This window comes from Nocardia sp. NPDC003979 (assembly GCF_053605015.1).
Genome location: NZ_JBSGIJ010000009.1, coordinates 1 through 25,553, shown reverse-complemented (window position 1 = coordinate 25,553; position 25,553 = coordinate 1). Strand labels below are relative to the sequence as shown.

Genomic DNA, 25,553 nt, shown 5'->3' with positions numbered 1-25,553 from the left:
GGGCCCGGGGTGTCCACGGCGAAAGGTGGTGGCCTGATGACCGCCGAGATCTCCGACCTGCTGCAGACGCTGACCCGAGTGGTCAACACCCTGCACGACAACGGCATTCGCTTCGCGGTGGCCGGTGGCTGCGCGGTGTACGCGCACGGCGGCCCGGCCAGCGATCACGATGTGGACATCTTCCTCCGCGCCGAGGACGCCTATGCCGCACGGGATGCGTTGGCGGCCACGGGCTTACGGCCCGTCGACCCGCCGGAGAACTGGCTGACCAAGGTCTATGACGGGGAGATCCTCGTCGACCTGATCTTCCGCACGAACCACCGCACCGTCGACGACGAGCTGCTCGACCGTGCCGAGTCGATGTCGGTCGGCCCGGCGACCGCACCGGTGCTGCCCGCCACCGACGTGCTGGTCGACAAACTCATGGTGCTCGACGCGCACCGTCTCGACTTCACCCGCCTGCTCGAGGTCGCCCGCGCCCTGCGCGAGCAGATCGACTGGTCCCAGGTGTACCGAGACACGGCCGAATCGCCTTACGCGCGGGCATTTCTGGGACTGCTCGACGACCTCGGCGTCTACCACGTGCCACGCGCGCCTGCCGCCGAACCACCGCAGTACGTGGTCGCCAACCTGCGCCGCGCCTTCGCCGAGGATCCACGGACCGCGACCATGAGTGTGCACGTGACGCTGCGTTCCGATGTCGTCGTACTCACCGGCGAGGTCGCCGACGAGCAGAGCAGGCAGGCTCTGGAGGCCGTGCTGCACGAGCGGATCGGTGACCTGCGGGTCCACAACGACGTGCGGGTGCGCAGACCCGCCGAACCGGCCGAACCGGAAGTGCTGAGGTGAGCGGGATGCGAGTAGCGGCGGTAGGCGATGTGCATCTCGGCGCGGATTCGCGTGGTCGGTGCAGGCCGGTGTTCGAACGGCTGCCCGAGCACGCGGATGTGTTGCTGCTCGCCGGTGACCTCACCCGCCTGGGCACCATCGAAGAGGCGGAGGTGGTGGCGAGCGAGTTCGGCGATCTCGACGTCCCGGTCGTGGCGGTGCTCGGCAATCACGACTATCACAGCGACCGCGAGCAGGAGATGAGCGCGCTACTGTCCGCGCACGGCATCACCGTGCTCGAGGGCACCTCGACGGTGCTCACCATCGGTGAACGCACGCTCGGCATCGCCGGAAGCAAGGGTTTCGGCGGCGGGTTCGCAGGCAAGTGCGCGAGCGCGTTCGGCGAACCGCAGATGCGCGAGTTCGCGGCCCACACAGTAGAGCTCGCCGAACAGCTCCACACGGCGCTGAGCAGGCTCGACACCGACGTGACCATCGCGCTCACCCACTACTCGCCCGTGTCGGACACCCTGCACGGCGAGCCGCCGGAGATCTACCCGTTTCTCGGCTCCTACCTGCTCGGGGAGGCGATCGATGCGTGCGGCGCCGACCTGGCGGTCCACGGTCACGCCCACGCGGGCACCGAACGCGGCACCACCCCGGGCGGAATCCGGGTGCGCAATGTCGCCCAGCCGGTGATCGGCACCGAATACGCCGTCTACGACCTGGCGCCCGCCACGTCGTCGGCATACATCTGAAGGAGGATTCTCATGGTTTCGCAGGACACCATCGCCCAGCTACGCCAGGACATCACCACGGCCGCCGACGCGGGCGACGAGGCGACGGCGCAGCGTCTGCGCCGGGAACTGTCGGAGGCACTCGCGGCGGCGGGCCGCGACGATCAGGACGACCCGGCCGGTCCGTGACCGCGCTGCGACCGGACGGTCGCCGCGCTCCAGACCACCAGCCAACCGGACGCCGCCATGTAGAGGGCATAGGCGGAGATGACCAGTTCGGGCCCATAGTTGGCGAACCAGTCGCCGAGGCGAAGCAACGCGATGAGGCCGAGGCCGACCAGGAACATGCCGAGCACAAGGCTCGGGATCGCCAGCGGGGCGATGGCGTCGTCGCTGACGCGGCGGTCACGTCTGGTAACTGACAGGTTGCTGTTCGATTCGAAGTAGATGCTGCTCATAGTCACGAGCTCCCTTCCGGACGGCCGTCCCGACACAGCCGGTAGGTCAAACCACGCAGGTGGCGCACGCAGTGATCACAAACGGTTAACGTTCAGCAATATCGAGCGTGCCAGGTCTAACCGGAGGATAACAGACCATGTGATCTGGGTCACATCGAATGGGTGTTCGACACGAAGCGATAACGGTTGTTACATTTCCCAGGAATAGGCGTTCGAACTGGAATAGTCCGACAATTCTGGACAATTGCCCAGCAAGCCGACAATCATGTGATTTATAGAACCGTTATAGCCTCTGAGGTGCGTAAACGTTCCTCGAGACAGACAACGGCGCGGTTTGTGACCGGACCGAGTCGGCGACACCGGAATCGGCGCCCATTTCGTGTCGTGCACACGCGCGCGACATACGGGTGCGTTCGAGTGTTTGAACGGCGCACGTTCGGCTATCGTCCATCCAGTTTCTTCTCGATGCTGCTGGATCGTTCGTGTCGCTTCGCCGAATCATGTGCCGCGTGAGGATCCACGCCTCGTGATTCGGTGACCCTCTCAAACGAAGGACGCCGGTCACCATGCCCGCACCCGTTATCCTCGACGGCCGCATCGTACGGCTGGAACCCCTTGCACCCCACCATGTTCCCGGTCTGGCAGCGGCCGCGCAGGCGCTGCGCGGACAACCGGGGTTCACCGTTGTCCCGCACGGCGAACAGGAAGCGCGCACGTATGTCTTCCAGGCCGAGGCCGCCCAGCTGGCGGGTTCGGCACTGGCCTTCGCCATCGTGATGATCGGTGACGAATGCGTGGTCGGCGCCACCCGCTTCACCCGCCTGAATTACTGGCAGGGTCCGCTCACCTGGCCGCTGTCGGCCGAACCGGTCACCGCCTCCCCCGGCGGCGCGATTCCCGACGCCGTGGAGATCGGCAACACCTGGCTCACCCCCGCCGTGCGCGGGGGCCAGGTGAATCTCGACTCCAAGCTGCTGTTGCTCACCCACGCCTTCGACACGTGGCGGGTGCGCCGGGTGACCCTGCGGGCCGACGCCCGCAACCTGCGCTCCAGGGCGGCCATCGAACGGCTCGGCGCGGTCAGCGACGGTGTACGCCGGGCGCATTCCCGTGGGCTCGACGGCGAGGTGCGCGACACCGCGTTCTATTCGATCCTGCGCGACGAATGGCCGGGGGTGCGCGAGCGGATCATGGAACAACTGGCCGCTCGCGCCACCCAACGGCGGGCGCCGCTCATCCCGGCCACCGCCGAGGCGTTGCGCGCCCTCACCGCCTCGATCGGCTGAACCAGGTCAGCGTCCCGTTCCGCCGTGCACGACGGCAACCTCCGCCCCGCCCAGGTCGAAGGCGCGGTGCAGGATGCGCACCGCCTCGTCGAGCTCGGTGTCGCGCACCAGCACGGAGATGCGGATCTCGGAGGTGGCGATCAGGTCGAGATTGATGCCCGCCGCCGCCAGTGCCTCGCAGAAGGTCGCGGTGACACCGGGGTTGTTGCGCATGCCCGCACCGATGAGCGACACCTTGCCGACGCGGTCGTCGTAGCGCACATCGGCGAAGCCGATCTCGGCGCGACGCGAGCGCAACAGCGCGACCGCGCGGTCGCCGTCGGCGGCGGGCAGCGTGAAGGTGATGTCGGTGCGGCCGGTTCCGGTGTTCTGCACGACCATGTCGATGCCCACCTCGGCATCGGCGACCGCCCGGAACACCTGCGCGGCGTAGCCGGGTTCGTCGGGCACGCCGACGACGGTCACCTTGGCCTCGTTGCGGTCGTGCGCGACGCCGGTGAGCACGGCCTGGTCGGCGGGGATGTCGACCATCGAACCGAACACGGTGGTGCCGACGGTGTCGGTGTAGGACGAGCGCACGTGCACCGGGACCTGATAGCGGCGGGCGTACTCGACGCAGCGCAGCATGAGTACTTTGGAACCGCAGGCCGCCATCTCGAGCATCTCCTCGTAGGAGACCTGGTCGAGTTTCTGGGCGTCGCCGACGATGCGCGGGTCGGCGGTGAACACGCCGTCGACATCGGTGTAGATCTCGCACACGTCGGCGTGCAGCGCGGCGGCCAAGGCGACGGCGGTGGTGTCGGAACCGCCTCGACCCAGTGTGGTGACGTCACGGCTGTCCTGGCTCACGCCCTGGAAGCCGGCGACCAGCACGATCTCGCCGTCGTCGAGAGCGCGCCGCACCCGGCCCGGATCGACCTCGATGATCTTGGCGTTGCCGTGCGCGCCCGTGGTGATCACCCCGGCCTGTGAACCGGTGAGCGAACGCGCCTCCGCGCCGAGGGAATGAATGGCCATGGCCACCAACGCGTTCGAGATCCGCTCGCCCGAGGTGAGCAGCATGTCCATCTCCCTCGGCGGCGGTGCCGGTGCCACCTGACCCGCCAGATCCAGCAATTCGTCGGTGGTGTCGCCCATCGCCGAGCAGACGACGACCACGTCGTTGCCCTGCTTCTTGGTCTCCACGATCCGCTCGGCGACCCGGCGGATGCGCTCCGCGGTCGCGACCGACGAGCCACCGAATTTCTGTACAACCAGGGCCATCCCGCTGTCCTCTCCCTGCTCGCCCGCGAGGTACTCGCGGGTAACTCCCGTCGAGTATCCCGGCAATCCGGGCGTGGCTGGGTGGTTTGTGACGCGAAAAGTGGTGCCGCCGTGCCGTTTCTGGCGCGATACTGGCGGCATGGGGGTGGCGCGCGTGCGCCGGCTCCGATGTTCGGCGGTTCTCGGCGTTAGGCGAATTCGGATGACTACTCGGCACTTTCGTTCCCCTTCGTTGCGTGTCGCGGTGCTCGGCACCGGGGCGCAGGCCGGGGAGGTGGTGCGGATCATCGCCGAATCCGGTGACGAGCTGAGCGCACGAGCCGGGGCGCGATTGACCCTCGACACGGACGCGGCCGACCTCGTCGTCGACACCACCGCGACCACCGAGAGCCTGGGCGCCGTCCTCGACGCGTTGCGGGCGGGCCGATCGGTGGTCACCGCGAATACCGCGCTCATCGCTTCACACGGTGCCGAATTGATGTCGGCCGCCGAGGAATTCGGGGCGGATCTGTGTTTCGAGGCCGCCGTGGCGGGCGGGGTGCCGGTGGTTCGACCGCTCACACAGTCGCTGTCGGGCGATCGCGTGCGCGAGGTGCTCGGCGTCTTCGCCGCGGCCGACGCGCACGCGGCGGCGATCCTCGCCACCTTGGCCTTCCATACCCGGGTGGAGGTCGGCGACGTGCATTTCGAGGAGTTCGGGGTGGCGTCGGCACACGATCTGGCGGCTGCCGACGCGTTGTCGTTGCGGTTGCGCCAGCTGACCGTATGCACCCGCATCAGTGAGCCCGAAGACGGTGGCAAGGAATGGATCTCGGTACGGGTGCATCCCGCACTGCTGCCTGCCGCGTACCCGCTGGCCCAGGTGGATGCGCCGTTCAGCGCGGTGACGGTGGACGCCGAGGGTGCCGGGCGACTGATGTTCTCCGGTCGTGACGCGACGCGGGCCACCGCCTCGGCGCTGCTCGGTGATCTGGTGAGCGCGGCGCGCAACCGCGTGAACGGTGGCCGGGCTCCACGCGCCTCGTACTACGCCGAGCTACCGGTCGCGCCGTTCGGCGACATTCCCACCCGCTACTACCTGAACCTGCGGGTCACCGATCACGCGGGCGCCCTCGCGCAGGTGGCCTCGATCTTCGCCGACCACGGGGTGAGCATCGAGCGCGTGCGTCAGGAACTCCAGGGTGACGACGCCCACCTCATCGTCCTCACCCACCGCGCCCGCGAATCGGCGCTGGCCGACACTGTCGACGCCCTCACCGACGCCACCTGTGTGAGCGCGGTGCTCACCAGGTGGCGGGTCGAAGGTGCGCCGGTCACAGGCTGAACGCCACCGCCCGCAGGATCAGCACGGCGATGAACACCACGGTGAAGGCGAGGTCGATGGAGACCTCGCCCAGCCGAACCGGCTTGAGCACCTTGCGCACCGGCGCGATCACCGGTTCTGTCGCCGCATGGGTCACCGACCGGACCTTCCCCACCCACGGTGACCGATTGCCCAGCGTGTCGAGCCAGTCGACCACCATCCGCGCGATCAACAGCACCAAGAACACCGTCAGTACCCACCCGAGCAGGGTTCCGATGAGACTCATGACGCACTCCTTCCGGAGGCCACCGTCGACCTCTTACCGAAACAACGCCTCAGCCGCCCCCAAGGTGTCCACTATGCACCGTTCTCAGCGGACTATCAGTCCGGACAGGTCAGTTACTCGGCGTGGCGTGCGGCGGTGTGTTCGTAGCGGCGGGCGAAGTCCAGGATGCGCGCGGTCACCTGCCGGGAAATCTGATAGAAGAGCCCGTGCCCCACACCGGGGAAGATCTCGACCTCGCAGGTGGGGAGGTTGTCGCGCAGGCGTCGCTCGGCCAGTTGCGGATCGACAACCAACGACTCCGACCCGAGCAGCATCAGGGTCGGTGTCGTGATCGTCGCGAGTCGCTCGTCGGTGAACATCTTCGGATAGCCGATCGTCGGGACATACCCGAGAGCCGCCTTCACACCGGCGAATTCGGCGTCGGTCAGGGTGACGCCCGGATTGAGCCGTGCGTTCATCGCGCGCAGATTCTTGTCCGTCGGCCGGGCACCGACGCGCAGCATCATCCACAACAGGCTCCATTTGATCTTCGTCAAGGTGCCGCTCGGTTCCACCACACTCAGGCTCGCCAGTCGCGCCTGCTGCGTGGTCGCGACGGCCATCGCCTGCCATGCACCCTGTGAGTAGCCGACGAGATGCACCCGGTCGACACCGAGTCCGTCGAGCACCTCACCCAGCCACGCACCGAACTTCGTCTCGTCGATCGGCGCGGTCTGCACACTGAGCCCCGGGGTCCCGATCATTTCCGGCGCGTACACCACGTGATCGCGGGCGAAGTCCTCCACCACGTGACTCCACATCAGGCTGTTCCCCCCGAGCGAGTGCATCAGCACGAGCGGAATGCCCTGCCCCGCACCGGATTTGCGGACCTTCGTCATGCCGAAGGAGGTGGGGATGTCGAGCATTTCCGACGGAACGGGCCACTGCTTCTCCAGCTCCCGATAGGTCCGCAGATACTCCTCGCGCGCGGCGTCGTTCTTGAATCGCCCGATCTTGGCCATGACCACCCCTGTTCCTCGTTGATGGTATCAACGTACCACATAGATGGTATGGGCGTACCATAAAGATTCGCCGGTACAGACGAAGGAGGCAGGGTGCCACGCTTGGCCGACCATGACGAGCGACGCAGGGTGATCACCGATGCCGCGCGGCGGGTGATCGCGCGGGGCGGGCTCGACGCGGCCACGTTCCAGTCCGTCGCCGCCGAGGCCGGGGTGTCGGTGCGGTCGGTGCAGTACTACTTCGGCACGAAGCGGGAGTTCCTGCTCGCCACGCATCGGGCGGTGGTGGCGGATTCCGGCGCTCGGCTGGGCGCGGGACTGGCGGGGCTCGCGCCTGGCGCCGGACCACGCGACATCGTCCGGACGATCCTGCTCGGACTACTCCCCCTCGATGAACCGAGCAGGCAGAACGCCGTCATCCTCGGGATCTTCCACGCGGCCGCGCTGACGGGCCCGGACATCGGATCCGCCGACACCGTGGGGGCGCCGAACTACATCGTGGACGCGGTCGCCGACCAGCTGCGGGCCTCGCGCGGCCCGGAGGCGGACGAGTCAGTGGTCCGCGGCGACGCAGAGGTCATCCTGCTCGCCCTCGGCGGACTCGCGCAGGGCATGCTCACCAACGACGACTACGGCACGCGCGCGACACAATTGGTGGATCACCTGCTCGATCGTGTCTTCGACGCATGACAAAGCCCCGGCGGGATTCGCCGGGGCTTTGTCGAGTCGAACTACTTTCTGCGTTCCTTCTTCTCGCGCACGCGCACCGAGATGCGCACGGGCGAGCCGTCGAACCCGAACTCCTCGCGCAGGCGCCGTTCCAGGAAGCGACGGTAACCCGCCTCGAGGAAACCGGTCGTGAACAGCACGAACGTCGGCGGACGAGTGCCGGCCTGGGTGGCGAACATGACGCGGGGCTGGCGGCCGCCGCGCATCGGCGGCGGGGTGGCCGCGATGACTTCCTTGAGCCAGGTGTTCAACCGGCCGGTGGAGATGCGCTTGTCCCAGGACTCGAGCGCGGTCTCCATCTGCGGCACCAGCTTCGCCACGGCGCGACCGGTGTGCGCGGAGATGTTCACCCGCTGCGCCCACGGCACCCGCACGAGATCACGATCGATCTCGCGCTCGAGCATGTAGCGGCGATCCTCGTCGACCAGGTCCCACTTGTTGAACGCCAGCACCAGCGCGCGACCGGAGTCGGCGACCAGGCTGATCACCCGCAGGTCCTGTTCGGTGATCGGTACCGAGGCGTCGATCAGCATGATCGCCACCTCCGATGCCTCCAGCGCCGACTTGGTCCGCAGCGAGGCGTAGAACTCGGTGCCGGTGGCGTTGGAGACCTTGCGGCGCAGACCGGCGGTGTCGACGAACTTCCACACCTTGCCGCCCAGCTCCACGAGGGAGTCGACCGGATCGACGGTGGTGCCCGCGACATCGTGGACCACCGAACGTTCGTCGCCCGCCAGCTTGTTCAGCAGGCTCGACTTGCCGACATTGGGCTTGCCGACCAGCGCCACCCGGCGCGGCCCTGCCACACCCGTGCCTTCACGCGGGGTCTCGGGCAGTGCGGCGAGCACGTCGTCGAGCAGGTCACCGGTACCGCGCCCGTGCGCGGCCGAGACCATGCGCGGCTCGCCGAGGCCGAGCGACCACAGCGTCGCGGCCTCGATCTCGACCTTCTGATCGTCGACCTTGTTGGCGACCAGGATCACCGGGATCTTGGAGCGGCGCAGCTTGCGCACCGCCGCCTCGTCGGTCGCGGTCGCGCCGACGGTGGCGTCGACGACGAGCAGGATCGCGTCGGCGGTCTCCATCGCCACCTCGGCCTGCCGGGCCACATGCTGCTGCAGGCCCTTGGCGTCGGGCTCCCAGCCGCCGGTGTCCTGCACGAGGAAGCGGCGTCCGGCCCAACTGGCCTCATACGAGATCCGGTCACGGGTAACGCCGGGAACGTCCTCGACCACGGCTTCGCGCCTGCCGAGGATGCGGTTCACCAGGGTCGACTTGCCGACATTCGGACGGCCGACCACCGCGACCGTCGGCATGGCGAGGTGTTCCTCACCCTCGCCCTCACCTTCGAGATCGGTGATCTCCCAGTCGGTTTCATCGGTCCAGATACCGTCGCCCTCGAGTACGTCCTCGATCATCGCGACCCTCCTGTCGTGGCCGAAAGCTGCTGGGCCACCACGCGATACAGCTCGTCGATGGTCTGTTCCATCGTGAGATCGCTGGTATCGACGAGCACCGCGTCGGCGGCGGGGCGCAACGGCGAGACCTTGCGGGTGGAATCGAGGGTGTCGCGGCGCTGCACGTCGGCCAGCACGGCCGGGTAGTCGTCGCCGCGTCCCTCGCGGATGTTCTGGGCGTTGCGCCGCTGGGCGCGCGCCTCCGCGGAGGCGGTGAGGTAGATCTTGGCGTCGGCATCGGTGAGCACGACGGTGCCGATATCGCGGCCCTCGACCACGATCCGGCCTGCCACGGCGGCGATCTCCCGCTGCAGGGCGACGAGCTGCTCGCGCACCTGCGCCACCGCCGACACCGCCGAAACGGCCTTGGTCACCGCGTCACCACGGATCTCGGCCGACACGTCGTCGCCGTCGAGTTCGACGACCTCGTGGCTGGGATCGGTACCGATCGAAAGAGGCAGCGCCGCAACGGCTTGCGCGATCGCCTCGGCATCGGTGAGATCAACGCCCGCACGCAGCACCCGCAGCGTCGCCACCCGGTACATGGCACCGGTGTCGAGATAGCGGGCGTTCAGACGGGTGGCCAGCTTGCGCGACACACTGGACTTGCCGGTGCCGGACGGGCCGTCCATGGCGACGACGAGCGTGCCGTCGCCCGCGAGCCTGCCCTGGGCAGGTTCCACCGAGAAATCCACTCCGTTCACAGCTGCACCGCCTCGTAGAGTTTGCCGATTTCGTCGCGGCCGAGCACCCGAAGGGTGCCGGGACGCTGATCACCGAGGGCCACCGGACCGAGGTGCGTGCGGACCAGGCGGATCACCGGGTGCCCCACCTCGTCGAGCAGGCGGCGCACGATGTGCTTGCGGCCTTCGTGCAGCACCAGTTTCACCAGCGACCGGCCCTCGTAGGACTCGAGCACCATGAACTTGTCGACCTTGGCCGGACCGTCCTCGAGCTCGACGCCTTCGCGCAGCCGCTTGCCGACGAGCCGGTAGTTCACCTCGCCGTACACGGTGGCCAGGTAGGTCTTGGGCACCTCGAACGACGGGTGCATCAGGCGATGCGCCATCTCGCCGTCGTTGGTGAGCAGCAGCAGGCCCTCGGTGTCGGCGTCGAGTCGACCCACGTGGAACAGGCGCTGACCCGCGGCGATCCGCTCGGCCACGATGTCACCGACACAGGGGCGGCCCAGGTCGTCGGACATGGTGGACTGCCAGCCCTTGGGCTTGTTCAGCACCAGGTGCACGAGTTCGTCCCGCACGACCACGCGGGTGCCGTCCACGCGCACGACGGCGTTCTCGGCGTCGATGCGCAGACCCTGCTCGCGCACGATCTTGCCGTCGACCTCGACGCGGCCCTGGGCGATCATCTCCTCGGCGGCGCGGCGCGAGGCCACACCGGCCTTGGCGAGCACCTTCTGCAGACGTTCGCCTTCACCCCACGGGAGCTTCTTGGGGCCCTCGGCGGTGTCGGCGTGCTGATGACGGGCAGGCTTGGCGTTGTTCAGGATCGTCGGGGCGACGACCTTGCGCTGCGGTTTCGCCGACTTCTTGTTACGCGCCACGAAGGCCTGCGTTCCGGCCGAAGCGCCGCTGCGCTGACCGGCGGTGTCGCCACGCTGTCCACGGTCGGCGTCACCACGCGGGTAACCGCCACCATTGGCAGCGCCGGTGCCGCGCTGGTAGCCACCGGCGGACGGGCCACGACGGTCGCCACCGGTCGGGGCGTTGCGACGGTCGTCGCGCTGGTAGCCGCCGGTCGAGCCACGGCGACCACCGGACTCGGCGTCACGCTGGAAGGAGCCGGCCGACCGGGCCGCTGTCTGATTGCCGCGCTGGAAGCCACCCGCGCTGGTGCCGCGGCGGCCGGGGGCCTCGCCGCGGGAACCGGCCTGACCGGTGCGCGCACTGCCGCCGCGGGGAGCCGCGGTTCGGTTCGCGCCACTACGGGGCTGGTCGCTGCGTTTTCTTCGATCCGGTGTGCCATCTCGGCGAGCGGAATTATTCATCTGTCCTGTCAATCGTCGGTGCCGAGATCCATGTCGGACTCGGCGGGTTTTTGCAGCCTGGTGTACCGGGGATCGGTGTCCAGGCTCTCGCTGATCTCGTCGATCAGATCGACGCCGGGAAGCAGCGGCGCCAGCGGTGGCAGGTCGCCCAGTGAGGCGAGCCCGATCCGTTCGAGGAACAACTCGGTGGTGCGGTAGAGCGTGCCGTTGGTTTCCGGGTCTTGACCCGCTTCCGCGATCAAGCCCCGCGCCAGCAGCGTGCGCATCACTCCGTCGACGTTCACCCCGCGAACCGCGCTGACCCGGGTGCGGGTCACCGGCTGGCGGTAGGCGACCACCGCCAAGGTTTCCAAGGCGGCCCGGGTGAGCTTCGTCCGGGCCCCGTCGAGCAGTACCCGCTCGACATAGGGCGCGTACTCCTGTCGAGTATAGAAGCGCCAACCGTCACCGACGAAACGCAGGTCGATGCCGCTGCCGCGCGCGGTCAGTTCCGCCGACATCGCGCGCAGGGTTTCCTCGACCCGTTCGCTGGTGTCGTCCAGGGCGGCGGCCAGCTGTTCTACCGGCGCGGGAGCGTCGACGACGAGCAGCATGGCCTCGAGCGCGGACCGTAGTTCCGCTTCGTCGAGCTGCTCAGAAGTGAGTTCAGCCACTAGGTCGCTCATCCGTAATCCTCCTCGAAGGTCAAGGCCGCCGCCTCGGCGTCGGGGTCGAGCTCGCCGAGCCAGCTCACGGCCAGCGGGCCGAGCGGGTCGGGCTGGTCGAAGGCGATGGTCTTGCCGCGATACAACTCGAGCAACGCCAGGAACCGGGCCACGATTTCCACCGGAACAGTGCAATCGGACACCAGCTCGGCGAAGGTCGTCCACCCGCCGGGCCCGCGTTCCTTGAGCCGGGCCAGCACCAGCTCGGCCTGTTCGGCCACCGAGATGGTGTGCATGTGCAGATGCCCGAGCCCGACCTCGGCGACCGGGCGTGGCCGGAACGCGGCGGCCGCGATCTCGGCGAACGCGGCGACATCCACCCCGAGGGTCACTTCGGGCAGCAGCCCGGCGAACTGATCTTCCAGCGCCACCGACCTCGGATACCGGCGCAGCGCGGCGGCTTCCAGCTCGGCGAGCAACTCGGCCACCTGCTTGAACGCGCGATACTGCAGCAGCCGGGCGAACAGCAGGTCGCGTGCCTCGAGCAGTTCGAGGTCCTCGGCGTCGGTCATCTCCCCCGACGGCAACAGCCGCGCGGCTTTCAGGTCCAGCAGAGTCGCGGCGACGACGAGGAATTCGGTGGTCTGATCGAGAATCTTGTCCGCGCGCAGCTTGGTGTTCTCGGCCAGCTCGGCGGTCAATGCCTTGGTGTAGGCGATGAATTCGTCGGTGACCTTGTGCAGCGCCACCTCGGTGACATCGAGTTTGCGTGAACTGATCAGCGTCAGCAGCAGATCGAACGGCCCCTCGAAGTTGGTGAGCCGCAGATGGAATCCGCTGTTTTCCGCCGGTACTGCCTCTTCGGGTACTGCTTGCACCGCAGGTTGTGCCTCGATCACCGGCCCGACCGGTGGATGACCTCGCGTGCCATCGCCCGATACGCTTCCGCGCCCGCCGATTTCGGCGCCCAGGTGGTGATCGGCTCGCCGGCGACGCTGGCGTCGGGGAACCGGACGGTGCGCGAGATGGCGGTGTCGTAGACGAGGTCGCCGAACACCTCGACCACGCGCGACATCACCTGACGCGAATGCAGCAGTCGGGCATCGAACATGGTGACCACGATGCCGTACAGGCTCAGCCTGGGGTTGAGACGGTCGCGCACCTTCTCCACGGTGTCGTTGAGCAGGGCGAGCCCGCGCAGCGAGAAGTACTCGCATTCCATCGGGATGATGACTCCGTCGGAGCAGGCGAGCGCGTTGACGGTGAGCAGTCCGAGCGAGGGCTGGCAGTCGATGAGGATGTAGTCGTAGCGATCACGCACTGCGGCCAGCGCCCGGCCGAGGGACTGTTCGCGGCCCACCTCGTTGACCAGCTGGATCTCGGCGGCCGAGAGGTCGATGTTGCTGGGTAGCAGGTCCATGCCGTCGACCTTGGTGGTCTGCAGCACGTCGTCGACCGAGGCCTTGCCGCCGATCAGCAGGTTGTGCACGGTGAGGTCGAGATCGTGATGGGCGACCCCGAGACCGGCCGACAGCGCACCCTGCGGGTCGAGGTCGACCAGCAGCACGCGGCGCCCGTATTCGGCCAGTGCCGCACCGAGATTGATGGTCGAGGTGGTCTTGCCCACCCCGCCCTTCTGGTTGCACATGGCCACGACGAGCGCGTCGCCGTGCTGCTTGACCTGCGGTGGTTCGGGTACCAGGCGCAGCGGGCGGCCCGTCGGGCCGATCTCGACGGCCTCGGTGACCTGTTCCGGCCCACCGTCCCACGGTGTTTCCGCTGTCGTCACGATCCGCTGCTCCTTATACGTTTCCTTGCCGGTAACCCCTGTCGAGGGTAGCGAGGCCGGTTCGCCACCCACCTCACTTTCGTACGGTCCAGCTCCGGGTAGACGCTACCGCTCGGACCGCGCAGGTACGGCATGGCAACGCCGGGCGTGTTCGCACGATACCCGGTTCGCCCGAAGTGGGGAGTTCAGCGGGCACGGGGGTGCGCGGTGGCCCACACCTCCCGCAGGGTGCTCACCGTCACGAGGGTGTAGATCTGGGTGGTCGTCACCGAGGCGTGCCCGAGCAGCTCCTGCACCACGCGCACATCGGCGCCGCCGTCGAGCAGGTGGGTGGCGAAGGAGTGTCGCAATGTGTGCGGCGACACCGTCGCGCCGATGCCCGCGCGTTCGGCGGCGGTCTGCAACACCTGCCAGGCGCTCTGCCGTGACAGCCTGCCGCCCCGGTTGTTGAGGAAAAGGGCGCCGCCGCTTCCCTTTCCGTTCGCGGCGAGCGAAGGTCTGCCGCGCACGAGGTAGGCGTCGACGGCGGCGAGCGCGGGCCTGCCGATGGGCACGAGGCGCTGTTTGCCACCTTTGCCGCGCAGCACGACGCACCGCTGTTCGGTGTCGATGTCGTCGACGTCGAGGCCGACCATCTCCGAGATGCGTGCGCCGGTGGAGTACAGCAGTTCCAGCAATGCCCGGTCCCGCAGGCCGCGCGGTCCGCCGTCGTCGGCTCCGCCCTCGCCGCCCGCTGCCTCGAGCAAGCGCAGAACCTGGTCGTACGGTAGGGCTTTCGGCAACCGCCGACCCGGTGCTGGTGGTTTCACTGCGTGAGCCACATCGGTGTCGGTGATGCCCTCGGCGGCCGCGAACCGGTGGAGCCCGCGCACCGCGATCAGCGCCCTGGCGACGGACCCGGCGGCCAGCGGCGGATGGTCTTCGCCGCCCGCCCGCAACGTCATCGTGAATTCCGCGACGTCGCCTTGGGCCACGTCCCGCAGAGAGTCGACGCAACGGGTGGTGAGAAAAGCCTGGTAGCGGGCCAGGTCACGCCGATAGGCGCCGAGCGTGTTGCGCGCGGCGCCGCGCTCGACCGCAAGATGGTCGAGGTAGGCATCGATCTCCCGCGCCAGCACACTCATCCGCGACCGCGACGCCGTGTCACGTCACGACCGGGCGTCGGTTCGCGCCTCGGCTGCTTTGCGTCGCAGGAACGCCGTCGGCTGACCGGGCCACGGTGCGTCGGCCGAACGCAGGGTCAACCCGTTCGCCTGGGCCGAGGCGTACGCGAGCACGCCCGCCACGGCAGTGGCGTTCACGATCTCACCAGCCAACGCCGCACGCACCGCCTCGTCGAGCGGCATCCGCACCAGTTCCAGGTCGGCTTCCTCGTGCTCGGGGTCCGGGCGGTCGGTCTCGGTGAGCCCGGTCGCGAAGAACACGCGCAGCGCCTCATCGGTGAACCCCGGCGACAACGCCACATCCACCAGCACCGACCACTCGGCGGCGGCCAGGCCCGTCTCCTCGGCCAGCTCACGCTTGGCCGCGGTGAGCGGGTCCTCGCCGTCGATATCGAGCAGCCCGGCGGGCAGTTCGAGCAACCGGGTGCGGATGGGATGGCGGTACTGACGGATGAGCACCACCCGTCCCTCGTCGTCGAGCGCGAGGACCGCCACCGCACCGTGATGCTCGATGACCTCACGCTCGGCGACCCGCCCGTCGGGCATCGCCACCTGGTCTTGGCGCAAGGCCACGATCGCGCCGCTGTAGAGCACCCGGCTCGATACCGTCTCGAAGTCGTGCTTACCGGGTTCGCTCATCGCCGCCTTGCCACCGATTCAGAGTTCCGCGGCCTGCTCCGCGAGCTCTTCCTCCGGAAAGTCTACGGGAAGGCGTTCGGCCAGTTTGTATTTCAACGCGGCGTGAATCAGCGCGGCGAACAGCGGATGCGGCCGGGTCGGACGGCTCTTGAGCTCCGGGTGCGCCTGGGTCGCGACGAAGAACGGGTGAACCGAGGCGGGGTACTCCACGAACTCCACCAGGTGCCCGTCGGGCGAGGTGCCCGAGAACACCAGACCGCTCTTGGCGATCGCGTCGCGGTAGGCGTTGTTCACCTCGAAGCGATGCCGGTGCCGCTCGGACACGTGCTCACTGCCGTAGGCCTGCGCCACGACCGAACCCTTCTGCAGGGTGGCCGGGTAGGCGCCCAGACGCATGGTGCCGCCCAGATCGGCCTCACCGGCGACCACGTCTTCCTGGTCGGCCATGGTCGAGATCACGGGGTTCTCGGTGTCGGGCTCGAACTCCGCGGAGTTCGCGTCCGCGATGCCCACCGAACGGGCCGCCTCGATCACCACACACTGCAGGCCGAGACACAGGCCGAGCAGCGGGATACCGCGCCTGCGCGCATAGCTGATGGCGCCGAGCTTGCCCTCGATGCCGCGGATACCGAAACCGCCGGGGATCAGCACCGCGTCCACGTCACGCAACGCGGCCTGCGCGCCCGCCTCGGTCTCACACTCGTCGGAGGGCACCCAGCGGATCTGCACCTTCGAACGATGCGCGAAGCCGCCCGCACGCAGCGCCTCGGTCACCGACAGGTAGGCATCGGGCAGATCGACGTACTTGCCGACCAGCGCCACCTCGACGGTCTCGCGCGGCGAGTGCACCCGCTCGAGCAGGTCGCCCCACACCGTCCAGTCGACATCGCGGAACGGCAGCCCCAGCTTGCGCACGACGTAGGCGTCCAGGCCCTCACTGTGCAGCACCTTCGGGATGTCGTAGATCGACGGCGCGTCCGGCGTGGAGATGCACGCCTCGACGTCCACGTCGCACATCAGCGCGATCTTGTTCTTCAGACCCTGCGGCACCTCACGGTCACAGCGCAGGATCAGCGCGTCGGGCTGGATACCGATATTGCGCAGCGCCGCCACCGAATGCTGCGTCGGCTTGGTCTTGAGCTCACCCGAGGGCGCCAGGTACGGCACCAGCGACACATGCAGGAAGAACACGTTGTCGCGGCCCACATCGTGACGGATCTGGCGCGCCGCCTCGAGGAACGGCTGCGACTCGATGTCACCGACGGTGCCACCGATCTCGGTGATCACCACATCCGGCACATGACCCTGCAGATCCGGCCCGGTCATCGCCATGATGCGGTTCTTGATCTCGTCGGTGATGTGCGGGATCACCTGCACGGTGTCACCCAGGTATTCGCCGCGCCGCTCCTTGGCGATCACGGTCGAATAGATCTGACCGGTCGTCACATTCGCCGCACCGGACAGATCGCGATCGAGGAAACGCTCGTAATGGCCGACATCCAGATCGGTCTCGGCGCCGTCCTCGGTGACGAACACCTCACCGTGCTGGAACGGGTTCATGGTGCCCGGATCGACGTTCAGATACGGGTCGAGCTTCTGCATCGTCACCCGCATACCGCGCGCGGTCAGCAACTGACCGAGGCTGGAAGCGGTGAGACCCTTACCCAAAGAGGAGGCGACGCCACCGCTCACGAAGATGTGCTTGGTGGCATTTCGAGCCTGATTCCGTTGATGACCCACGGACCACCACAGTACCGCCTCCCCGGAACTTCAAGCGCAACCGAGGTGGGTTAACTGTCGCGTCGGCCGCTTGCGGTTGGGTGGGGAGGACTTAGCCCGTACCCGGTGAGTTACCCATGTGCTTGCCAGATCAGCGGTTTTGTTGGGATCGCTGGCGCGGGATCTCGCCTTTTGTGGTGGTGAGAGTCTCAGTCAGCGGGGCATGGCTACGAGGGTCAAGGAGGTTGCTGACGGGCCTGTTCCGTAACGGCCGGCTACGCCGTTGAGTTGTTCGGGGAGGGCGAGGGCTGTTGTCACGCGGCCTGTTTCGCGATCGATGTTGTCGACGGTGGTGACGGTGGTGGCGAGGGGGGCCTGGGCGCGGACGTGGGCGATGGGGGCGTTGCCTTCGGCGGCGCCGGGGCGGCCTGCCAGGACGGTGGCGGCGGTGCGGGCGCGGACAGCGCCGGTGAAGCGGGCGATGGTCGCGCCCTGGCCGGAGTCGTCGGCGATGCCGTCGCCGGTGACGACGACGGCCATCTGGGCGGGATCGGCCGGTGTGTCGCCGTAGGCGAGGAAGCCGCCGCCGCGCAGAGTTTCCAGGAGCAGGGCCTGTTCCTGGGGTGTGGCGCGGGGATTGTTGGTCGCGGGGTCGGTGAACAGGGTCAGGCCGAGCAGGTCGCCCGCCATGCTGCCCTGGTCGACGGCGCCGGTGCGCAGCTGCGCGCCCGCGGGGACGACATTGGTCAGCGCCGATCGCAGGCGATCACCCTCACCGCTGTCGACGAAAGCGTCGGTGAGTGCGAGCCGGCCGGTCACCGAGGCGCCCGCCGTTTCGAGTGCCTTGCGCACGCCGTCGACATCGGCGGGATCGGCGTCGGGAGTGGTGAACACCAGCACGCGCCGGTCGGCCAAGGTGCCTGCCAGAATGCGGCCCGACGCGCCGGCGATGAACCCGTCCGTCGCATCCAGACGACTGGTGAGCTGGGCGTTCTCGGCACTCAATGCCTCGACCTGGCTGCCGAGATCATCCTTGTCCGAACGCAGACCCGACAGCAGATCGGCGGCCACCGTCTGCGAACCGAGAACCACCCCGATAGCGAGAGCCAGGAAGATCGCCGCGATCGATATCGCGTGCTGACGCAGTGAGATCACAACTGGCCCCGCACCCACTCGACGAGCCGGTCCCAATACCCGGCGGCCACATCGAACACCTCGGACCCGCTCTGCGAAGCCAGAATCACCACGACCACCGCCACCAGCGCCGCCAGCACCACGAACGCCAGCGCCGCACCGGTCGACCGGTGCCGGTACAACGTCGACACCGCGTTCGCGTCCACCAGCTTCGCGCCGACCTTCAACCGGGTCAGGAACGTCGCCGGATTGCTGTCGCGGCGGCCACGGTCGAAGAAGTCCTCCAGCGACGCGTGCGCACCGGCCAGCACGATCAGCGACGCGCCGTGGTGATCGGCGAGCATCAACGCCAGATCGGTCGGTGACCCCGACGAGGGGAACGTCGTCGCGCCGATACCTAGGTCCTGGATGCGTTCCAGCCCACGGGCATGGCCGTCGGTGTCGGCGGGCAGGATCATCTCCGCGCCGGAACGCAAGGTGGGCGTGCTGATCTCGTCCGGATCGCCGACGATCAGATCCGGCTTGTACTTGAGCTTGCGCAACGTATCCGCACCGCGACCCACCCCGATCAGGATCGGCGCGTACTCCTTGATGAACGGCTTGAGCCGCTGCAACTCCTCGAGATGTCCCGGCCCGTCCGCGATCACGACCACATGCCGGTTGCGCAGATCCAGTTCGATATCGGGCACGCCGATACCGTCGATCAGCAGCGCACTCTCGGTGCGCACGAACTCGGTGGTGTTGCCCGCGAAGGCGTCGAGGTGATCGGCCAGCCCGTTGCGGGCCTCGATCATCCGGTCGGCGATCGTCGACTCGTCGAACTCGATGCCCTCGACCAGAACCTCGGGTTCCTTCTTGGTCAGCTTGTCGGCATAGACCACACCCGCATCGATGCGGATCTTCGCACCGTCCTTGATCTTGCCGAACGCATCCGAGGAGACCGCGTCCATGAGCAAGATCCCGTTGGCGACCAGCACCTCCGGACCGAGGTTCGGATAGCGACCCGAAATCGACGGCGACGTGTTGATCACCGCCACGACGCCCGCCTCGACCAGCCGGTCGGCGGTATGGCGATCCAGATCGGTCTCGTCCAAGACCGCGACATCCCCCGCACCGACCCGGCCGAGCAATCGCCGGGTATTGCGATCCACCCGCGCGATCCCGGCGACACCGGGCAGCGTTTCGGTGTTCCGTGACAACAACGCCGGCATCTTCATGAGCCCGATGATGAAGCCAAACCCTCAACCTTTGGTGGAGGCGCGCCGAGTCACCGACCGCCCCGATACCCGTATGCTCCCTGTCACAGATACTTCGATCAGGAGCAGAAAACAATGCCGAGCAGCACTGTCGAGACGGTTCTCGACGCCCCACGCGACATCGTCTACCGCCTCTTCAGTGAGCGGGAAAGCGTGAGCCCCCACCTGCCTATCCAGGTCAAGCTCGTCAAGCAGGGCGACGCCGTCACCGGTGTCGGCGCCCAGCACCTGCTCGGCTTCGGCAAGCTCGGCGTCACCGAGGAGATCACCGCGCTGGTCCCCGGCGAGCGCATGGAGTACAAGATCGTCAAGGGTGCGCCGGTCAAGCGCCACGTCGGCATCATCACCTTCGCCGACACCGCCGAGGGCGGCACCCGCGTGGTCTACACCATGGAATCCGAGCCGTCGCTGCCCGTCCCGGCCAAGGCCATGGAGTTCGGCCTGCGCCAGCTGACCAACCAGCTCATCGGCGGCATCCGCAAGGCGCTGCGCTGATCAGAGCGAGACGCTTCGCTCTGATCGAGCGGTCTCCAGCAGTTCCTCCGCGTGTGCCCGGCCGGTCTCGGTGTCGTCGAGGCCGGCCAGCATGCGGGCCAGTTCCACCACGCGTTCCTCGTCGGTGAGGGTGCGAACTCCGCTGTCCACCTTGCCTTTTCCGTCGTCGGACTTGTTCACCACCAGGTGGGTGTCGGCGAAGGCCGCGACCTGCGGTAGGTGGGTCACGACGATCACCTGATGGGTGCGGGCCAGGCGGGCGAGGCGCTTGCCGATCTCCACCGCGGCCCGACCGCCGACGCCCGCGTCGACCTCGTCGAACACCATGGTCGCGCCGTGGTCCGAGCCGGCCAGCACCACTTCCAGCGCGAGCATCACGCGCGAGAGCTCACCACCGGACGCGCTCTTGCTCAGCGGTAACGACTGTGCGCCCGAGTGCGCCGACAGCCGGAATTCCACCTCGTCGATGCCGTTGGACCCCGCGTGCAGGGTCGTCCCGTCGACGTCGAGGGGCGCGGAGTCCTGGGCACTGGCCCGCAGCGGCCGGACCTGAACTTCCAAGCGCGCCTTGCCCATTGCCAGCCCACCGAGTTCGGTGCTCACCGCGGCGGCCAGTTTGGACGCGGCCTTCGTTCGGGCGGCGCTGAGTTTGCGGGCGGCCTCGCGCACCTTGCCCGCGGCGGTCTCGACCTCGGCAGCCAGTTTGGCCAGCGCTTCCTCGGACACGTCGAGGGAGTCGAGGCGGGCGCGGGATTCGTCGGCCCAGGCGATCACGCCGTCGATGTCGGGGGCGTATTTGCGGGTGAGTGATTTCAGTTCGGCCTGGCGGTTGAGCATCGTGTCCAGGGCGCTGGGGTCCGAGGGCAGTTCGGACAGGTAGCCGCTGAGTTCGGTCGTCACATCCACGACCACCGCGATCGCCTCACCGAGGCGCGGAGCGAGTGCGGTCAGGGCGGGGTCGTCGGCCGAGTCGAGGCGGGCGCGCGCCCCACCGAGCAGGTCGAGCACCCCGCCGCCGTCGGCGCTGGAATCGGCGGGCCCGGACAGCGCCTCGTGTGCGCCTGCAGCGGCTTCACGCAGTGAGTCGAGGTCGCTGAGCCTGCGGATCTCGGCGACCAACCGGGTGTCCTCACCGGGTTCGGGGGCGATGCCGTCGATTTCGGCGAGCGAATGCTTGAGCCGGTCGGCTTCCAGGGCGAGTTCGCGGCTGCGGGCGGTGCGTTCGAGGAGTTCGGTGCGCGCGTCGAGCCAGGTGCGGCGGTGCACCTGGTACTTGCGCAGCAACGACGCCACGCCGTCGCCCGCGAACTGGTCGAGCGCGGCGAGTTGCTGTTCGGGACGCTGCAGGCGCAGCTGATCGTTCTGTCCGTGCACGGTCAGCAGACGGGAGGTGAACTCGCCGAGCACCGCCGCGGGCACACCGCGACCACCCAGGTGGGCTCGGGAACGCCCATCGCTGTTGACGGTGCGCACGGCGATCACGCTGCCGTCCTCGTCGGCCTCGGCACCGGCCGATTCCAGTACCTCGCCGATCGCGGCGCGGGCCGCGTCGTTCACGTCGTCGACGACGAAACGGCCTTCGACCACCGCTTTCGACGCACCGACCCGTACCCGGCCCGCGTCCGCGCGGGCGCCGCTGAGCAGGTGCAGGCTGGTGACGACCATCGTCTTACCGGCACCGGTCTCGCCGGTGAGTACAGTCAGACCCTCATGGAATTGCGCGGTGGCCGTCGAGATGACGCCGAGTCCGTCAATCCTGATCTCGGTCAGCATCGGTGTCCTTCCCCGTTCGCTGTCTACCCCGCCAGCCCGTGACCGGCAGCTGGAACTTGCGCACCATCCGGTCGGCGAAGGGCGCGGAATCCAGCCGCACCCACCGCACCGGTCGTTCGCCGCGCACCACCTCGGCACGGCCGCCGCGTGGCAAGGCGAGCGTGCGCCGCCCGTCCAGGAAGACGATCGCGTCGTGACCGGTCGCCACCGCTTCCACGGCGATCAACGATTCCGGGCTCGTCACCAGCGGCCGGGCGAACAGCGCGTGTGCGTTGCTGGGAATCACCAGCATGGCCTCGAGCTCCGGCCACACCACCGGACCACCCGCCGAGAAGGCGTACGCGGTCGAACCGGTGGGGGTGGCGATGAGAATCCCGTCGCAGCCGAAGGCCGATACCGGGCGCCCATCCACTTCGAGCACCACTTCGAGCACGCCCATGCGCTGTGCGTTCTCGATGCTCGCCTCGTTCAGCGCCCAACCACGTTCGGTGACGACATCGTCCACCCGGACGGTGACATCGATGGTCAGCCGGTCCTCGACCCGGTAGTCGCGGTCGACCACCTGGGCGAGTGCTTCGTCGAGGTGTTCGGCCTCTGCCTCGGTGAGGAAACCGATGCGGCCCAGGTTGATGCCAAGCACCGGCACACCGGTCGGCCTGCCGAGTTCGGCGGCGCGCAGGAACGTTCCGTCGCCGCCGAGCGCGAGTACCATCTCGCAACCCTTGGCCGCCGACGGGCTGTGCGGGACGACGCGCACCGGGTATCCCCCCGGCTCGTCCTCGAACCGGGTGCTGTCGGCCTCGTCGGCCAGCACGCGCAGGCAGATGCCCGCCGCGGCGAAGATCTTCGCCACCCGGTGCGCCGTTTCGATGATCTCCGCACGTCCCGGATGGGCGACGAGCAGAATTTCGCGGCCGCTCTCACGCGAACTCACTGCGGCCCCTCCTCCACAGCCTGGGCGACCAGCGCCGCCACCTGTTCTGCGTCGTAGTCGAACGGTCCGACCTGGCGCAACCACAGAAAATATTCGACATTGCCCGACGGTCCCGGCAGTGGGCTGGCGACCACACCGAGGGTGCGCAGACCGAGCGCGCCCGCCGCCGCCGCGACCTCGCACACCACTTCGCTCCGCAGCGCCGGGTCACGGACCACGCCGCCGGAACCGACCCGTTCCTTACCGACTTCGAATTGCGGCTTCACCATCGGCAGCAGATCGGCGCCGTCGCTCACGCAGGCCGCCAGCGCGGGCAGCACCAGTCCCAGGGAGATGAACGACAGATCGCCGACGACCAATTCGACTGTGCCGCCGATGGTTTCAGGTGTGATTCCGCGCACGTTGGTACGGTCGAACACGCGCACGCGTTCGTCGTTCTGCAGACGCCAGATCAGCTGTCCGTAGCCGACATCGACCGCGACGACCTCCCGCGCGCCCTTGCTCAGCAGCACGTCGGTGAACCCGCCCGTCGAGGCACCCGCGTCCAGGCACCGCTTACCGGCGACCTCGAGCCCCTGCGGCTCGAACGCCTCGAGGGCACCCAGCAGCTTGTGGGCGCCACGCGACGCCCACGACACCTCGTCGGGTTCCTCCCGCACGATCAACGGCGTGCCGGCCTCCACGGCGGTAGCCGGCTTCACCGCGACAGTCCCGGCGATCAAGACCCGGCCCGCGCCGATCAGTTCGACCGCGTGTTCCCGCGATCGGGCCAATCCGCGGCGAACCAGTTCGGCATCCACCCGCGCTCGCCTGGCCACCTCAGATCTTGTCCACGGTCGCCAGGGCGTCCACCAGCACCTCGTGCGCCTGCTCGAGGATGCGCGCGCGGCGGGTGATGTCGGCCCCGGTCTCGGTGTTCTCCGCCGGTCCCGGTGTGGGTCGCTCGCCGAGTTCGGCGAGCAACTCGTCGACCTGGGTTCTGATCCGGTTCGGGTCGGCCGGTACGTGATGCGCCTGAGCGCCCGGCAGGTGACTGCCGGGCATCGGGATCCCTGGTCGGGGTTGCGGTGACGCGCCGGGCGGCGGCGAACTCGGAGTACTCATCGTGACGTCAACGCTATCGGATTTCCGAATCGACCGCGCGCACCCGTACCGCCCTGCCCGGGTGCTGCCGCAACAGATCCGCGACATCGGCGGGCGCGACCACTCCCGGCACGATCTCGGCGTTGAGAGCGTCGAGGGACTGCGCGATGTAGGTGGGAACCTGTGCGGGCGACGCGGCGGCCACCTCGTCGAGGGTGCTCACCCCGGTCAACACCAGCAGCGAATCGAGGCCGAGACCGTTCGCACCCTCGATGTCGGTGTCGAGCCGGTCCCCGACGACCAGCGCGTTTCGGGTCCCCGCCCGCTCGACGGCGTCTTCCATCAGCGGCGCGTAGGGTTTGCCCGCCACCAGCGGTTCGCGATCGGACGCGGTCCGCAGCGCGGCTACCATCGAACCGTTGCCGGGCGCGAGCCCCCGTTCGTTCGGCAGCGTCCGGTCGGTATTGGCAGCCACCCACAGCACCCCCGCACGCAAGGCGTAGGCAGCCTCGGCAAGATCGGGCCACGCGGTGGTCGGCGAATGCCCCTGCACCACAGCCGCGGGCGGCACGTCCGCGAACCGGCGAACCGGCTTCAGCCCGACCGCCTCGACCTCGGCCGCGAGATCATCGGTGCCGACAACCAGCACCTCCGCACCCGCCGACAGCCGCTGACCGAGCATGCGCGCGGCCGCCTGCGCACTAGTCACCACATCCTCGGCAGCCGCCGGATACCCCAATTCGGCCAGATGCCCCGCGACCTTCGCGGGCCCACGCGCCGCGTTATTGGTCACATACACCAACCGCTGCGCCGAATCACCCTGCGGCACAAGCGCTTCGGGTGCGCCATCGATCACTTCGGGCCCGCGGTACAGCGTCCCGTCCAGATCGAGCAGCAAGGCCTCATATTGATCCCGTAGCCGATTCACACACCCTCACTCCGTCGTCGTGCCGGGCCGAGTACATCTGCGACCCTAAGCGAGACCACCGACAAATTCGGCTCACCCCGAATCGCCCTCGCCACCTTCATGATCAAGCATCCCCACCACCCCCGACCCCCAGAGTGCCCATGTTCACCCCACCCCCCGGCGCGTCGCCCGCCGGCACCACCCGAGTCCGCCACCTACCGCACTCCCATCCCCCGTGGCACTACTCAAGTCCACCGCCTACTGCACTCCCATCCCCCCGGTGGCACTTCTCGAATCCGCCACCTATTGCACTCTCAGCCCGCGTGGCACTTCGCGAGTCCGCCACCTACCGGGCTCCTGGCCACACGGCACCACCCGAGTCCGCCACCTATTGCACTCCCAGCCCGCGTGGCACTACTCGAGTCCGCCACCTATTGCCTTCCCAGCCGCACGGCACCACTTAAGTCCGCCATGACAGCATTCCCAACCCCGCACGACCCGACCTCGAGGAGGGTCCGCCGCGAAGCGGCGAAGCGGCCCGGCCGCGCGAACAGCGCTCGAAGCGCATGCGCCGCAGGCGCGAGTCTCGAGCGCTGTTCGCGCGGCCCCCCAGGGGCCGCGCGCGAGCGCGCCCGAGCGCACAAAAAAAAAACCAAAAAAG

General features: G+C 68.2%; 27 protein-coding genes. 7 read left to right on the top strand and 20 right to left on the bottom strand.

All coding sequences use genetic code 11. The features are described from left to right. The first annotated feature begins 36 nt into the window (after positions 1–36). The 3 genes from ACWEVR_RS19685 to ACWEVR_RS19675 are packed head-to-tail and all read left to right on the top strand — an operon-like array spanning position 37 to position 1,754. Positions 37–849, top strand: a complete 813-nt coding sequence (locus ACWEVR_RS19685; RefSeq protein WP_452468106.1) for a nucleotidyltransferase — start codon at positions 37–39, stop codon at positions 847–849. A 5-nt stretch (positions 850–854) separates the two neighbouring features. Then, the gene (locus tag ACWEVR_RS19680; protein ID WP_452468105.1) at positions 855–1,586 is read left to right on the top strand and encodes a metallophosphoesterase family protein; all 732 of its coding nucleotides are present in this window, start codon (positions 855–857) and stop codon (positions 1,584–1,586) included. Positions 1,587–1,598: 12 nt separating this feature from the next. Continuing rightward, complete coding sequence (locus ACWEVR_RS19675) at positions 1,599–1,754, top strand: hypothetical protein (protein WP_157104676.1); 156 nt, start codon at positions 1,599–1,601, stop codon at positions 1,752–1,754. Here the strand turns inward: ACWEVR_RS19675 and ACWEVR_RS19670 are convergent. Next, positions 1,730–2,023 (bottom strand): hypothetical protein, encoded by a 294-nt coding sequence (locus tag ACWEVR_RS19670; protein WP_452468104.1) that lies wholly within the window; start codon positions 2,021–2,023, stop codon positions 1,730–1,732. The two genes, ACWEVR_RS19675 and ACWEVR_RS19670, sit on opposite strands and share 25 nt — an antisense overlap. 566 nt (positions 2,024–2,589) lie before the next feature. Between ACWEVR_RS19670 and ACWEVR_RS19665 the strand changes: the two genes are divergently transcribed. Further along, a complete protein-coding gene (locus ACWEVR_RS19665; RefSeq protein WP_452468103.1) occupies positions 2,590–3,309 on the top strand; it encodes a GNAT family N-acetyltransferase in 720 nt (239 codons plus the stop codon). A 6-nt stretch (positions 3,310–3,315) separates the two neighbouring features. On the opposite strand, the gene ACWEVR_RS19660 is transcribed toward ACWEVR_RS19665, so the two are convergent. After that, positions 3,316–4,572: an aspartate kinase gene (locus tag ACWEVR_RS19660; protein WP_452468102.1), complete on the bottom strand. Its 1,257-nt coding sequence runs from the start codon at positions 4,570–4,572 to the stop codon at positions 3,316–3,318. Between the two features lie 202 nt (positions 4,573–4,774). On the opposite strand from ACWEVR_RS19660, the gene ACWEVR_RS19655 reads away from it, so the two are divergent. Continuing rightward, positions 4,775–5,896 (top strand): ACT domain-containing protein, encoded by a 1,122-nt coding sequence (locus tag ACWEVR_RS19655; RefSeq protein WP_452468101.1) that lies wholly within the window; start codon positions 4,775–4,777, stop codon positions 5,894–5,896. Here ACWEVR_RS19655 and ACWEVR_RS19650 read toward each other — a convergent pair. Next, on the bottom strand, positions 5,886–6,161 hold the full coding sequence (locus ACWEVR_RS19650) for a YggT family protein (RefSeq protein ID WP_067493965.1): 276 nt from the start codon (positions 6,159–6,161) through the stop codon (positions 5,886–5,888). The two genes, ACWEVR_RS19655 and ACWEVR_RS19650, sit on opposite strands and share 11 nt — an antisense overlap. Before the next feature lie 113 nt (positions 6,162–6,274). Beyond that, positions 6,275–7,162, bottom strand: a complete 888-nt coding sequence (locus ACWEVR_RS19645; protein ID WP_452468100.1) for an alpha/beta fold hydrolase — start codon at positions 7,160–7,162, stop codon at positions 6,275–6,277. Between the two features lie 93 nt (positions 7,163–7,255). Between ACWEVR_RS19645 and ACWEVR_RS19640 the strand changes: the two genes are divergently transcribed. Further along, positions 7,256–7,852, top strand: a complete 597-nt coding sequence (locus ACWEVR_RS19640; RefSeq protein ID WP_452468099.1) for a TetR/AcrR family transcriptional regulator — start codon at positions 7,256–7,258, stop codon at positions 7,850–7,852. A 41-nt stretch (positions 7,853–7,893) separates the two neighbouring features. Here ACWEVR_RS19640 and der read toward each other — a convergent pair whose 3' ends face one another. The 11 genes from der to steA all read right to left on the bottom strand — a co-directional run bounded on the left by der (position 7,894) and on the right by steA (position 19,661). Further along, positions 7,894–9,309, bottom strand: coding sequence for a ribosome biogenesis GTPase Der (gene der, locus ACWEVR_RS19635; protein ID WP_452468098.1), 1,416 nt, complete (start codon positions 9,307–9,309; stop codon positions 7,894–7,896). Continuing rightward, on the bottom strand, positions 9,306–9,980 hold the full coding sequence (cmk, locus tag ACWEVR_RS19630) for a (d)CMP kinase (protein WP_067494413.1): 675 nt from the start codon (positions 9,978–9,980) through the stop codon (positions 9,306–9,308). Before cmk ends, der begins: the two co-directional genes overlap by 4 nt. A gap of 68 nt (positions 9,981–10,048) precedes the next feature. Next, complete coding sequence (locus tag ACWEVR_RS19625; RefSeq protein WP_452468097.1) at positions 10,049–11,356, bottom strand: pseudouridine synthase; 1,308 nt, start codon at positions 11,354–11,356, stop codon at positions 10,049–10,051. Positions 11,357–11,364: 8 nt separating this feature from the next. Further along, positions 11,365–12,021 carry an SMC-Scp complex subunit ScpB gene (gene scpB / locus ACWEVR_RS19620; RefSeq protein ID WP_452468096.1) on the bottom strand — a complete coding sequence of 219 codons (657 nt, stop codon included), beginning with the start codon at positions 12,019–12,021 and terminating at the stop codon, positions 11,365–11,367. After that, positions 12,018–12,899: a segregation and condensation protein A gene (locus tag ACWEVR_RS19615; RefSeq protein WP_452468095.1), complete on the bottom strand. Its 882-nt coding sequence runs from the start codon at positions 12,897–12,899 to the stop codon at positions 12,018–12,020. Before ACWEVR_RS19615 ends, scpB begins: the two co-directional genes overlap by 4 nt. Further along, positions 12,896–13,789: a ParA family protein gene (locus ACWEVR_RS19610; RefSeq protein ID WP_452468094.1), complete on the bottom strand. Its 894-nt coding sequence runs from the start codon at positions 13,787–13,789 to the stop codon at positions 12,896–12,898. Before ACWEVR_RS19610 ends, ACWEVR_RS19615 begins: the two co-directional genes overlap by 4 nt. Positions 13,790–13,974: 185 nt before the next feature. Next, a complete protein-coding gene (gene xerD / locus ACWEVR_RS19605) occupies positions 13,975–14,913 on the bottom strand; it encodes a site-specific tyrosine recombinase XerD (protein WP_452468093.1) in 939 nt (312 codons plus the stop codon). A 24-nt stretch (positions 14,914–14,937) separates the two neighbouring features. After that, positions 14,938–15,591: an NUDIX domain-containing protein gene (locus tag ACWEVR_RS19600; protein WP_452468092.1), complete on the bottom strand. Its 654-nt coding sequence runs from the start codon at positions 15,589–15,591 to the stop codon at positions 14,938–14,940. A gap of 18 nt (positions 15,592–15,609) precedes the next feature. Continuing rightward, complete coding sequence (locus ACWEVR_RS19595; RefSeq protein ID WP_357398830.1) at positions 15,610–17,331, bottom strand: CTP synthase; 1,722 nt, start codon at positions 17,329–17,331, stop codon at positions 15,610–15,612. Positions 17,332–17,523: 192 nt separating this feature from the next. Continuing rightward, on the bottom strand, positions 17,524–18,465 hold the full coding sequence (locus tag ACWEVR_RS19590) for a copper transporter (protein WP_452468091.1): 942 nt from the start codon (positions 18,463–18,465) through the stop codon (positions 17,524–17,526). Next, entirely contained in the window at positions 18,462–19,661 is a 1,200-nt protein-coding gene (gene steA, locus ACWEVR_RS19585) for a putative cytokinetic ring protein SteA (protein WP_452468090.1), read from the bottom strand. Before steA ends, ACWEVR_RS19590 begins: the two co-directional genes overlap by 4 nt. Before the next feature lie 114 nt (positions 19,662–19,775). Here steA and ACWEVR_RS19580 point away from each other — a divergent pair, with 114 nt between their 5' ends. Beyond that, entirely contained in the window at positions 19,776–20,195 is a 420-nt protein-coding gene (locus tag ACWEVR_RS19580; protein ID WP_067493939.1) for an SRPBCC family protein, read from the top strand. Here the strand turns inward: ACWEVR_RS19580 and recN are convergent, their stop codons facing one another. The 5 genes from recN to ACWEVR_RS19555 are packed head-to-tail and all read right to left on the bottom strand — an operon-like array spanning position 20,196 to position 24,913. After that, a complete protein-coding gene (gene recN, locus ACWEVR_RS19575) occupies positions 20,196–21,968 on the bottom strand; it encodes a DNA repair protein RecN (protein ID WP_452468089.1) in 1,773 nt (590 codons plus the stop codon). Next, complete coding sequence (locus tag ACWEVR_RS19570; RefSeq protein WP_067639869.1) at positions 21,946–22,902, bottom strand: NAD kinase; 957 nt, start codon at positions 22,900–22,902, stop codon at positions 21,946–21,948. Before ACWEVR_RS19570 ends, recN begins: the two co-directional genes overlap by 23 nt. Continuing rightward, a complete protein-coding gene (locus ACWEVR_RS19565; protein ID WP_452468088.1) occupies positions 22,899–23,720 on the bottom strand; it encodes a TlyA family RNA methyltransferase in 822 nt (273 codons plus the stop codon). Before ACWEVR_RS19565 ends, ACWEVR_RS19570 begins: the two co-directional genes overlap by 4 nt. A 1-nt stretch (position 23,721) precedes the next feature. Then, positions 23,722–24,006, bottom strand: coding sequence for a hypothetical protein (locus tag ACWEVR_RS19560; protein WP_452468087.1), 285 nt, complete (start codon positions 24,004–24,006; stop codon positions 23,722–23,724). A gap of 13 nt (positions 24,007–24,019) precedes the next feature. Continuing rightward, positions 24,020–24,913, bottom strand: a complete 894-nt coding sequence (locus ACWEVR_RS19555) for an HAD-IIA family hydrolase (protein WP_452468086.1) — start codon at positions 24,911–24,913, stop codon at positions 24,020–24,022. Positions 24,914–25,553 lie beyond the last annotated feature (640 nt).

Excerpts from the sequence above, each read along its gene's own strand:
- cmk (WP_067494413.1), bottom strand. The coding sequence starts at position 9,980 with ATGGACGGCCCGTCCGGCACCGGCAAGTCCAGTGTGTCGCGCAAGCTG.
- ACWEVR_RS19660 (WP_452468102.1), bottom strand. The coding sequence starts at position 4,572 with ATGGCCCTGGTTGTACAGAAATTCGGTGGCTCGTCGGTCGCGACCGCG.
- steA (WP_452468090.1), bottom strand. The coding sequence starts at position 19,661 with ATGAAGATGCCGGCGTTGTTGTCACGGAACACCGAAACGCTGCCCGGT.
- ACWEVR_RS19580 (WP_067493939.1), top strand. The coding sequence starts at position 19,776 with ATGCCGAGCAGCACTGTCGAGACGGTTCTCGACGCCCCACGCGACATC.
- ACWEVR_RS19655 (WP_452468101.1), top strand. The coding sequence starts at position 4,775 with ATGACTACTCGGCACTTTCGTTCCCCTTCGTTGCGTGTCGCGGTGCTC.
- ACWEVR_RS19625 (WP_452468097.1), bottom strand. The coding sequence starts at position 11,356 with ATGAATAATTCCGCTCGCCGAGATGGCACACCGGATCGAAGAAAACGC.
- ACWEVR_RS19685 (WP_452468106.1), top strand. The coding sequence starts at position 37 with ATGACCGCCGAGATCTCCGACCTGCTGCAGACGCTGACCCGAGTGGTC.
- recN (WP_452468089.1), bottom strand. The coding sequence starts at position 21,968 with ATGCTGACCGAGATCAGGATTGACGGACTCGGCGTCATCTCGACGGCC.
- ACWEVR_RS19560 (WP_452468087.1), bottom strand. The coding sequence starts at position 24,006 with ATGAGTACTCCGAGTTCGCCGCCGCCCGGCGCGTCACCGCAACCCCGA.
- ACWEVR_RS19665 (WP_452468103.1), top strand. The coding sequence starts at position 2,590 with ATGCCCGCACCCGTTATCCTCGACGGCCGCATCGTACGGCTGGAACCC.
- scpB (WP_452468096.1), bottom strand. The coding sequence starts at position 12,021 with ATGAGCGACCTAGTGGCTGAACTCACTTCTGAGCAGCTCGACGAAGCG.
- ACWEVR_RS19645 (WP_452468100.1), bottom strand. The coding sequence starts at position 7,162 with ATGGCCAAGATCGGGCGATTCAAGAACGACGCCGCGCGCGAGGAGTAT.
- der (WP_452468098.1), bottom strand. The coding sequence starts at position 9,309 with ATGATCGAGGACGTACTCGAGGGCGACGGTATCTGGACCGATGAAACC.
- ACWEVR_RS19600 (WP_452468092.1), bottom strand. The coding sequence starts at position 15,591 with ATGAGCGAACCCGGTAAGCACGACTTCGAGACGGTATCGAGCCGGGTG.
- ACWEVR_RS19680 (WP_452468105.1), top strand. The coding sequence starts at position 855 with ATGCGAGTAGCGGCGGTAGGCGATGTGCATCTCGGCGCGGATTCGCGT.
- ACWEVR_RS19675 (WP_157104676.1), top strand. The coding sequence starts at position 1,599 with ATGGTTTCGCAGGACACCATCGCCCAGCTACGCCAGGACATCACCACG.
- xerD (WP_452468093.1), bottom strand. The coding sequence starts at position 14,913 with ATGAGTGTGCTGGCGCGGGAGATCGATGCCTACCTCGACCATCTTGCG.
- ACWEVR_RS19650 (WP_067493965.1), bottom strand. The coding sequence starts at position 6,161 with ATGAGTCTCATCGGAACCCTGCTCGGGTGGGTACTGACGGTGTTCTTG.
- ACWEVR_RS19670 (WP_452468104.1), bottom strand. The coding sequence starts at position 2,023 with ATGAGCAGCATCTACTTCGAATCGAACAGCAACCTGTCAGTTACCAGA.